Source organism: Paraburkholderia sp. JHI869 (assembly GCF_038900775.1).
Taxonomy (GTDB): Bacteria; Pseudomonadota; Gammaproteobacteria; order Burkholderiales; family Burkholderiaceae; genus Paraburkholderia.
Genome location: NZ_JAYMSC010000012.1, coordinates 253,997 through 263,809, shown reverse-complemented (window position 1 = coordinate 263,809; position 9,813 = coordinate 253,997). Strand labels below are relative to the sequence as shown.

Here is a 9,813-nt window from a genome sequence, read left to right as displayed (position 1 = left end):
TCTGTCAGGCTGCCCGGTGCCAGCCCCTGGTGCTGAAGCATGGCTTGAGCCGGATGCGAGGCGACTTGCCTGTCCGGTTCTTAGGGGAGCGCGTGCTGGCAACAGCACGCGCTTACCCGACAACCTGCATATCAGCAAGAGCTTCGAGCTCGCGTGGAGAATGAGGGGCGGGTCAGCGAATTTCATAGGGGGCCACAGCGGCAGCATCGGGTGCACCAAGCCCGGATATAGAGACGCAGCCCATCCTGTCTATCAAAACACCCGAGAACTGCTGCAAACGGGACGCGTTCATATAGGGCTGATATGCCGATTAACGCTGGTGTATGAGCTCGTTCTACGGTAAGGGTTTCATTACTCATGGGTCTCCGCTACGGTCCAAGTGGGGGCTCTTCCACGTCACGTTAGTCGATGGAAATGGAGCGGGACACGCTCGAGAGAACGATTGCGGCGTAGTGGATGGCAGGTGGCACAACGACTCACCGTGCGCGTATTGCAGAACGTTTGCGAAACCGACGTACGACGTCGAGGAATGCAAGCAGAATCGGCGTCGTATCGCCCTTGCGGTAGAGGCAGTTTAGCTCGATGTGGCGAAGGCAGCGTGAACTCAGCGGTCGATAGACGAGCCCCGGTAGCTTGAGGTTCCCTGCAGACGCGGTCGTGATGCAAATTCCGAAGCGGCTCGCCGCCAAGCCAAGAGCTGTGATGACGTCTTCGACCTCCTGCTCGATGACAAGCGCGACCCCCTCGTCGGAGAAGGCTTGGGACACTTCGTGCGCGAGTCCGTAAAGTGGCGCGTTTGGGTAAAGGATCATCGGCTCACTATCGAGGTCTCGCAACCGCACGATTTCCTTGCGACACAGCACATGATCCTCGTGCAACGCAACGATGAAGGGCTCCTCCTGCACGGTTTCCACGACGATGTCGTCGACTTCAGGGACGAGCCGGTTGAACCCGATGTTGATGCGCCGCTCGCGCAGCGCTTCAATTTGTTCTGCCTTCGAAAGATTGTGCAGACCAATCTTCACGCCAGGCCGCTCCGAATGAAATGTGGCCAAAAGTTGCGGAATCGCTTGGAGCACGCTGGAAGTGAAAATGCCCACGTCGAGGCGGCCGAGCAGGCCTTGTCCAGCGAGTTGCGTCTGCTCGATCGCGCGTTTCGTGAGCGCCAAAATGTTTGGAACCTCCGCCAGCAAGGTGCGACCCGCTTCAGTCAACTCTGCACCTTTGGGGGTTCGAGTGAAAAGTAGCGTCCCCAGTTCTTCTTCCAGCATCTTGATATGACGCGTGAGCGGGGGTTGGGCCATGTAAAGACGCTGCGCTGCGCGGCCGAAATTCTGCTCTTCCGCGACAGCAAGAAAATAGCGCATCTGTTTCAGGTCCATTGACGTCAATCTCCTTGATACCGATTCGGTATCGGGGTGGCAAGAAATGAGTATTGGACGGCATCTCGAAGTTTTAGGCAACATCCAACTTAACGCGGTGCGGATTGGCTGCGCTGTAAGACCAGTAACGGACTTTTTATGCCGATCGTCCACATTTCACTCGTAGAAGGCCGCAGCGACGAAGCCGTCAAGGCATGCGTCAAGGCGGTCGCGCGCACTATCAGCGAAACTCTCGACGCGCCGCTCGAAAGCATTCGCGTCTATGCGACTCAAGTGCCTGGTGCGCACTGGGCTGTTGGCGAGAGAACTAAGGATGAAGTAGTGTTACAGCCCGCTAGCTCGTAGACGGGCAGATGAACACGAACGGCGAACGCGTCGCCGATAGCTGGCTCGAACCAACGGAGAACTGGTACTTGCCGAGGCATGTGCTGTTTCGTGAAATGCTCTCACACTTAAGTGTCGACCGAGTCCATCGTGCGGCGCCGCTGAGTCGACCCTAGTGCGCGGGGACGGACACTCGGACGCCTCGGCTGAGTATCTGCGCTTAACCACATCCGCTCCCGGTTCATCTATGACGGATGATCTGGTCACGCCACCTCGGGCAAGGCGAGCGGCTCGGAGGAAGGGCCTGGCCGGGCGAGGAAGTGAAGCCAGAGGTTACTGGATACGACACGGGCCCAAACGCTTGCCGCGCAAGCGTCGGTTTTCGTTCTCGGCTGCTTAGACGCGGTCTTCACCTCAGTATGGATCTATTATGAACGGCGTAAAATTGCTTCTCCTCGATTGCAGTCCCCGGAACGACAAGTCGACGAGCCGACATTTCACCCAGCATTTGTTGCCTGCCCTGGCTAATCTCACGGCGGGCGAAGTCCAGGTCACTCGGCGAAACCTTGGTATTGAGCCATTGCCGGCAATTACCGCAGAGTATGCTGAGTCGCTGCTTCTTCCGGCAGCAGACGCGAAGGCGCGCTTCGGTGAAGCGCTTGCTCTTTCTGATGAGCTGATTGAAGAACTGGACAAAGCGGACGTACTCTGGATATCGACGCCGGTGCACAACTTTACCGTGCCTGCCGTGCTCAAGGCTTGGATTGACCATGTGGTTCGTCGGGACGTTACTTTTGTCGCTACCGAGGCTGGCAAGGTTGGCTTGTTGCGTGACCGTCCGACGTTCGTCGCTGTCACTTCTGGGGGCGCCATGTTTCACGAGCCGCCCCGCCAGCCCGACTTCTTTCGCCCGTATCTGTCCACGGTGCTAGGCGTCATGGGACTCAAGAACGTCACCTTCATGCATGCCAATGGTCTCGCTTTTTCCGACGAGCCGCTTTCTACCGTGGAAGCGAAAGCGGCTCAATGGATTGGCGAAGGTAAGTTTAACCACGTATCGGAGAGCATCAATCCACTAAGCAGCGATATTTCCGTTTGAACGGGACAGCAACCCGGTTGAACCGTTTTCTGAGGAATCTGACAATTTCTTGTCGCTTGATTCCCGGAGGTGCGGTGGGCATTAGTCGATTGGCGTCGAGGTAACCTCGCGAACGCGGCGCGGGGTTCCTGTGCTGAGTCGGGCTACCTGCGGCTTGGCAGACGCCCGGCGGCAGGAATCGCCATTTGCGCGATTTCGTTCTCCAGTGCTAACGCCTTTAAGCTAACCAAAGCGGCCTTGGCGTCGAATCAGTGGTCCTCGCCAGTGGGCGGCTACATGAGAAAACAGCGCTGGGGCCATCCGAGCCAATCAACGAAGGCTGGGCGAGCCGCCTGCAAGGCGATCAGAAAAAAATGCGCCGCGGTGACGCGGCGCGAAAGGCACGACCCTTGCGACTGGTCGACCGTGGAGACACCCAATGCGAGCTACTTGTTGCCTGGTTGCGGGTCCGTGGCGAGCCCGACTCCGCTTTGAACTCACTAGTGACGCGCAGACTTCAGTTCCAATCGGTACGCGTGGAGCAATGGCTCCGTATAGCCGCTTGGCTGCGTGCTGCCTTTGAATATCAGCGCGGAAGCTGCCTTGAATGCGGTCGAACTGTCAAAGTTCGGCGCCATCGGCAGGTAGCTCGGGTCGTTTGCGTTTTGTTGGTCGACGACCTTTGCCATACGCTGCAAAGTTTCTTTGACAAACTCCGGCGTGATTACGCCATGGCGTAGCCAGTTCGCGATATGCTGGCTCGAAATACGCAGTGTCGCGCGGTCTTCCATCAAGCCGACGTTATGGATGTCCGGCACCTTCGAGCAGCCGACGCCCTGATCGATCCAGCGTACTACATAGCCGAGGATGCCCTGCGCATTGTTCTCGACTTCGCTGCGGATCTCTTCGTCGCTCCATTGCGCGCGTTCGACGACGGGAATCGTTAGCAGCCCATCAAGAAGTTCATCGCGGACGCTCAAGAGGTCTGTGCGTTCAAGGTCTTTCTGAACAGCTTGCACGTCAACCTGGTGATAGTGCAGTGCGTGCAGGGTCGCGGCTGTAGGCGAGGGCACCCACGCTGTGTTTGCGCCGGCTTTCGGATGAGCAATCTTCTGTTCGAGCATGGCCCTCATCAGGTCTGGCATGGCCCACATCCCCTTGCCGATCTGTGCCCGGCCGCGCAGGCCCGCAGAGAGACCGACGAGCACATTACTGCGCTCGTATGAAGAGATCCACTTGCTCGACTTCATATCGCCCTTGCGCATCATCGGACCCGCTTCCATGGAACTGTGCATCTCGTCGCCGGTACGATCGAGGAAGCCCGTGTTGATGAACGCGATGCGCTCTGAGGCCTCGTGGATACAGGCAGCGAGGTTCACGCTTGTCCGGCGCTCTTCATCCATAATGCCCATCTTGATCGTATTGTGCGCGAGGTGGAGCAGATCTTCGACGCGTGAGAACAGCTCGCTCGCAAACGCGACTTCGGCGGGACCATGCATTTTAGGTTTTACGATATAGATCGAGCCGGTGCGCGAATTGAGCTGGCTCTTGCGGTCGTGAAGCGCGCACAGCGTCGTGACGACGGCGTCGAGAATGCCTTCCGGAATTTCGTGGCCATCACGATCGAGCACGGACGGGATCGTCATCAGATGGCCGACATTGCGCACGAACAGCAGCGATCGGCCGTGCAACTTCACCGGCTGGCCATTCGCACCTTGATACTCACGGTCCGCATTCAGGCGTCGCGTGAACGTCTTGCCGCCTTTCCTGACTTCTTCCGTCAGCGTGCCGAGCATCAGACCTAGCCAGTTACGATAGAGGTGCACCTTGTCTTCCGCGTCGACGGCGGCAACCGAGTCTTCGCAATCAATGATCGTGCTGACGGCTGCTTCCATCAGCACATCCTTGACATGCGCCGGGTCGTTCCTGCCGATTGCATCATTCGCGTCGATCTGAATCTCGAAGTGCAGGCCGCTGTGCTTGAGCAGCAGGGCGGACGGAGCATTTGCTTCGCCCTGGTAGCCAACAAACTGCGAAGGGTCTTCAAGTGCGGTAGTGCCACTTTTTAGTACAGCGACGAGCTTGCCGTTCTCTACACGATAGCCGCACGTTTGCTTGTGCGAAGCGTTCTCGAGCGGCGCGGCGGCATCGAGGAACGTGCGTGCAAACGCAATTACACGGGCTCCACGCACGGGGTTGAATTTCTCAGTGCGCTCCGCGCGTCCGGGCTCGTCGATTGCATCCGTGCCGTAAAGCGCGTCGTAAAGGCTGCCCCAACGCGCATTCGCCGCGTTCAGCGCGTAACGCTGGTTCGATAGCGGCACGACCAGTTGCGGACCCGCCTGTTCGGCGATCTCGCGGTCGACGTCTTCAGTGGTCACCTTCACGCTCTCGGGAACGGGCACAAGATACCCGATGCTTTCGAGGAAGTGGCGGTACGCACGCATGTCGCGTATCGGGCCCGGATTGTCGCGATGCCATTTGTCGAGTTCCTTCTGCACTCGCTCCCGTTCCGCGAGCAGCGCCCGGTTCTTTGGCGCGAGATCGTGCACGATGGCATCGAAACCGACCCAGAAGTCGGAGCTATCAACGCCGGTTCCAGGTAGTGCTTCCTTTTCGATGAACTGTTCGAGGTTTGCGGCGACCTTTAGTCTGCCACGCTGCGTCATTTGAGTCATGGACGGGTCCAAATAAAGCACAAATTCAGGGAAATAGTACGGATGTTTTTTTGGGATTCTTGGCGCCTGTAGAGCAGCGGCGCGGCTCCAAACTGCGTGCCGTTTGCCGTCCCGACCAGCTTCCGCTGGAAGCTTGCAGCCCGTCTGACCAGCTAGTGCGACGCCCAGGCGGCACAGGAATATTCGCTTTTGAGATCCGCGACGCCGCTGGGCGGTCGAGGGTCAACCCTCGGCATTCCGCATCGTCGAGCTTTCGACGGGTAATCGGTCTCCCAAATGACAATCGATGTCAGTCGCACCTGAGCACTTGGCGGAGGCGAGGCGACGACTAGTCAGGTAGCTTCACGATTGCGGCCTCAAGTTCGGCAAGCGCATCCGGCAATCGAATTTTGAACTCGTTGGTGAGCACGCAGCGCAGCTCCTCCACATTCGCGAGATGTCGCTTGTGCGTGCCTTGCCGCTCATCGTGGATGCTCAACGTATGATTTAAGAGGCCCAAGCGCTTGCCAGGCGTAACACGCCCAGCAACTAGATGCTGCATGAAGAGCGAATGGGGGTGCGTCGACATAAAGTGGTTCGCAACCGCATAGTCGGCTTCAAACTGTGGGTCGAGATCAAAACGATACACCGGCTTCCAATCGCCTTTGATTTGGGTTTCAAGAACGAAGCCAGGCAATCCGACAAACTGGGTGTCGGATTCAACGGCGGCGTCGCGGACTTGGAACGCACCGTGGGGGGTCGTCTGCTCAAGGTTCGTCTGGAGTAAAAGCGGCGCGGACAGCGTCAAACCGCCGAAGCCGACATCAGTCAAATAGCGTTGCTCGTCGACATCGACGAGAAGAATCATATGTGTGCGCGGCGGCATGCCTAGCGACATGTCATGATTCCACAGAACGCGAGCCGCGTAGCTACCGACGCGAAAACCCAGCGCTTCAAGCACGCTACCAAACAGCGTATTGTGTTCAAAGCAAAAGCCGCCGCGCTGTTCCGCAACCAGCTTTTGCTGGAGAGACGCGAGATCGAGGCGCACCGGTCGGCCGAGCAATACATCAAGGTTTTCGAAGGGAATTGCCTGAGGATGCAGAGCATGCAGTGCACGTAGGGTGTCAAGCGAGGGTTTCGCTTCGGCGTCGGTAAATCCGATGCGATGAAAATAAGCGGCAAGATCGATGGGTGCGTCCTGTCCGGTCATATGAGGGGCCATGTGATGAAGTGCGTTTTGCTAGAAACCACGAATATTTACACCCAAGAATCAGGTGTCCCGACAGCCCGAGACTGCGATGTAAGTGCCACGGGAATGCTCAAGCGGGATCATCGCCGCAAGTCTGGGCTCTGGCTGCATTTACTCGGATTTAGGGCCGCCGATGCGAAGCTATCCACGTCAAATCTCCTCTCGAATACGGCGAGGTGGTAAGCAGTGCTGTGGCGTCCACTGCCTACCACCTCGCGAGAGGGTCTCGTTCGCGGGATGAGCATCCTTGCCACAGAGGAAGAGATTAAATACGTACACGTACTACATAGTCGTATCCTAGTGGGGCAATCGGCCCCCTGTCAAGGAAAGCCTCCTCATCGATCCCCAGGTGAAAACCCTGCGCAGGCAAACGCATCCGTCGATAAGGAAGACGATTATTTCTGCCCCCTTACTATCTTCCCACCTGTGCGACACGTGTCGCCGTCAGCTGTACGTAAAGCAGCATCGTAGTAAGACGGCGAAGCTCGTCCGTTGCCTTGTCACGCGCCGCGGTTGTTGCAAGACGGAAACGGTGCCGTGACCTGCTGTATGACCAGAAGTTGTCTATCCGGACATGCGCGGCGGGTAACCGCCGAGTGTGAAGCTCTGGAAACAACGCGCCTCTCGAATGACGTTCCACCCCGGTGACGGGGAAGGAAACGACTCTGCCAGCCGCCGTGCGGTGTGAGGTGCCAGGCAAGTTCCGCATGCGTAACATAAGTGAACCGTTGATAAACCTCGTGAAGATAAGATGGGCCAAAGCGGCTGACAGGCCCAGCAAAAAGGTATGCAGCCGGTTGCCTCCATGGGCGAAGTAGGCACGTCATCACAAGCGCTGCCGGGGAAGAGACGGACGCTAAACGGACAGGCTCGGGAGTATTCGAGTCGGCAAGGACGGGAACGTGATAAGCCCAATCCTCCGCCACGGGTTCGGCGTATTGAATACGTGGCAGGGGCGCCGCAAGGCAAGCTGTTTGAGGAGTGGGTAAGAGAACGCGGAGAAAGCGAATGCCGGGCTGTAATGGCACGGATAGGGGTTCAAGATTTGCCCGACTCGAAAGAGTGCAGACTTCCGCGAGGTGTGGCTGGCGCTGGCCAGTATCTGAGGTTCGATGCAGGGAAGCTTGGAAGAGACTGCCTTTGGGCAGTTCAGCGCCCTGGTCCCAGCGATGGGATGAACCGACGACATACCGCCGGCGAAGGTCTTGCTGAAATCGGCACGACCGGTATCGCCCTGGCGATACTTCGGCGATGCCTGAGCCGTTTGCGGCGAAAGTCGCGTGGGCGGTTCTTTGGGGAGGGGGCGGCAGCGATGCCGTCTCCTTACCCGCTCGATGATCGGGGCTTTGTCCAGCCAGGCCCGGCATGATTCTCGCCCCCAGTCGCAGTCATGATCCGAATTGGTAGGGACCTCCCCGATTACGGAGATGGTACCGCCTAGCGTCACGATGGCCGGAGCTACGCAACCTTCCGCGAAGGGGAAGTCATGGACCATGATTGCTCGGTTTGGGATTGATCTGGCGAAGAATGTGATACAGATCCACGCAGTCGACGGTGCCGGTCATGAAGTCGTCCAAAAGGCTTGCGCGTGATCGATTCGTTAACTGGTTTGCGAATCTTGAACCGTGTCTCGCCGCAATGGAGGCATGCGGCGCCGCGCATTACTGCGCACGCAAACTCCACACTCTCGGACATGATGTGCGCCTGATTCCACCCCAGTTTGTCGCCCCGTACCGCACGGGCGGAGCTCATGTAAGACAACGCCCCTTGACGCCGATGCGATCTGCGAAGCCGCAAGTCGCCCGTCCATGCGCGTCGTCCCGGTGAAGTCACCCGCCCAGCAAAGCATGTTGGTGCTGCACCGCATGCGCACCGGATTCGTGGAGGAACGCACTGCGCTGGTCAATCGGTTGCGCGGGCTGCTTGTCGAGTTCGGCGTATTCCTCCCGCAAGGCATTGATGCATTATGCAAGCACCTCGTCGATCGTATTGAGGATGGCGACAACGGGCTGACGGGACCAGCGCGTCAGGCATTGATGCATGGCTGGGTGCAATGTCAGGCGCTGGATGAGCAAATCGCGTGGCTTGAAAGGCAGATCGCAGAACACGCCGGTCACGATCCCCAAGCCCTGCCTTGCATGGCCGCATGCGGAGTGGCCAAACTTACCGCATCGGCCGCAGTTGTACGCTGGTGGACGCACGGCAATTCAAGAATGGCAGGCAAATGGCGTGCGCCGTGCAAAGGCGGCGCTTTTCCAGTGGGTGTAAATCCCCCCCCCGGCATGGCCCCATGACGTGCCGCGTCCCGGCGCAGCCGTGCCGCAGATGTCAAGCTATAGGGTCACCCGTCTTTGCGTGTCTGACAATGCCCAAGTCGATCGCTGCGATGTTGAGCAGTTGATGCATGGCTGCTTGAGCACCATCCGCATCACGCAGGCGAATGCGCTCAATGACGACGCCGTGTTCTACGAGTGCCGCACCCGGATCATGCGAGTGCGCTATCGACAGTCTGAAGCTGTACGCAAGCGCCGCGCTTATCGTCGTTGAAAGGTGGCGAAAAACAACATTGTGGCTCGCAGTGAGAAGGGTTGTGTGAAATTCCGCATCGACAAGGTTGAATCGCTCGAAGTCTCGTGCCTCCTTTGCTTTCTCCATTTCACCGAATAATGAAACCATATGCGACACCTCCTCTTGCGTGGCGCGCAGTGCAGCGAGCCGAGCTGCAGCTGGCTCGATCGCCTGTCGTGCCTCAACAAGGCTCAGGACGAAGCTTGCGTCTGGCGCAAGCTCCATGGACCAGGTCAGGAGGTCAGGATCGAGTAGGTGCCAGTCTTCGCGCGAGCGCACCACTGTCCCCACGCGTGGACGAGACGACACAAGTCCTTTGCCGCTCAGGACACGCACGGCTTCCCGCAGTGCACCGCGGCTGACATTGAATTCGGCACAAAGGACTACCTCCGTTGGTAGCGTGGTTTGTGGTTGAAATCTGCCGCTCAGGATTCCCAACGCTAGGCCCTTCACCACCTGGTTGTGCACCCGTGGCTTCTGCTGCAGCGTGATCGGATCGCTCGGTGTCACTAAAACCTCTCTTGCTTACTTGCCCGGTGGCCGCAATTATGC

The 9,813-nt window shown here is 58.2% G+C and carries 7 protein-coding genes; 3 read left to right on the top strand and 4 right to left on the bottom strand.

What is annotated here, in order from left to right:
• Positions 1–476: 476 nt before the first annotated feature.
• Entirely contained in the window at positions 477–1,382 is a 906-nt protein-coding gene (locus VSR72_RS21935; RefSeq protein WP_342954422.1) for a LysR family transcriptional regulator, read from the bottom strand.
• A 138-nt stretch (positions 1,383–1,520) separates the two neighbouring features.
• On the opposite strand from VSR72_RS21935, the gene VSR72_RS21930 reads away from it, so the two are divergent.
• Entirely contained in the window at positions 1,521–1,727 is a 207-nt protein-coding gene (locus tag VSR72_RS21930) for a tautomerase family protein (RefSeq protein WP_342954421.1), read from the top strand.
• A 409-nt stretch (positions 1,728–2,136) separates the two neighbouring features.
• Positions 2,137–2,805, top strand: a complete 669-nt coding sequence (locus VSR72_RS21925; RefSeq protein ID WP_342954420.1) for an NAD(P)H-dependent oxidoreductase — start codon at positions 2,137–2,139, stop codon at positions 2,803–2,805.
• 479 nt (positions 2,806–3,284) lie between these two features.
• Here VSR72_RS21925 and VSR72_RS21920 read toward each other — a convergent pair whose 3' ends face one another.
• Entirely contained in the window at positions 3,285–5,462 is a 2,178-nt protein-coding gene (locus VSR72_RS21920) for a malate synthase G (RefSeq protein WP_342954419.1), read from the bottom strand.
• A 328-nt stretch (positions 5,463–5,790) separates the two neighbouring features.
• The gene (locus tag VSR72_RS21915; protein WP_342954418.1) at positions 5,791–6,654 is read right to left on the bottom strand and encodes an arylamine N-acetyltransferase; all 864 of its coding nucleotides are present in this window, start codon (positions 6,652–6,654) and stop codon (positions 5,791–5,793) included.
• A 1,820-nt stretch (positions 6,655–8,474) separates the two neighbouring features.
• On the opposite strand from VSR72_RS21915, the gene VSR72_RS21910 reads away from it, so the two are divergent.
• Complete coding sequence (locus VSR72_RS21910; protein WP_342954432.1) at positions 8,475–8,987, top strand: hypothetical protein; 513 nt, start codon at positions 8,475–8,477, stop codon at positions 8,985–8,987.
• Positions 8,988–9,021: 34 nt separating this feature from the next.
• Here VSR72_RS21910 and VSR72_RS21905 read toward each other — a convergent pair whose 3' ends face one another.
• Positions 9,022–9,771 (bottom strand): FadR/GntR family transcriptional regulator, encoded by a 750-nt coding sequence (locus VSR72_RS21905; RefSeq protein WP_342954417.1) that lies wholly within the window; start codon positions 9,769–9,771, stop codon positions 9,022–9,024.
• Positions 9,772–9,813: the final 42 nt, after the last annotated feature.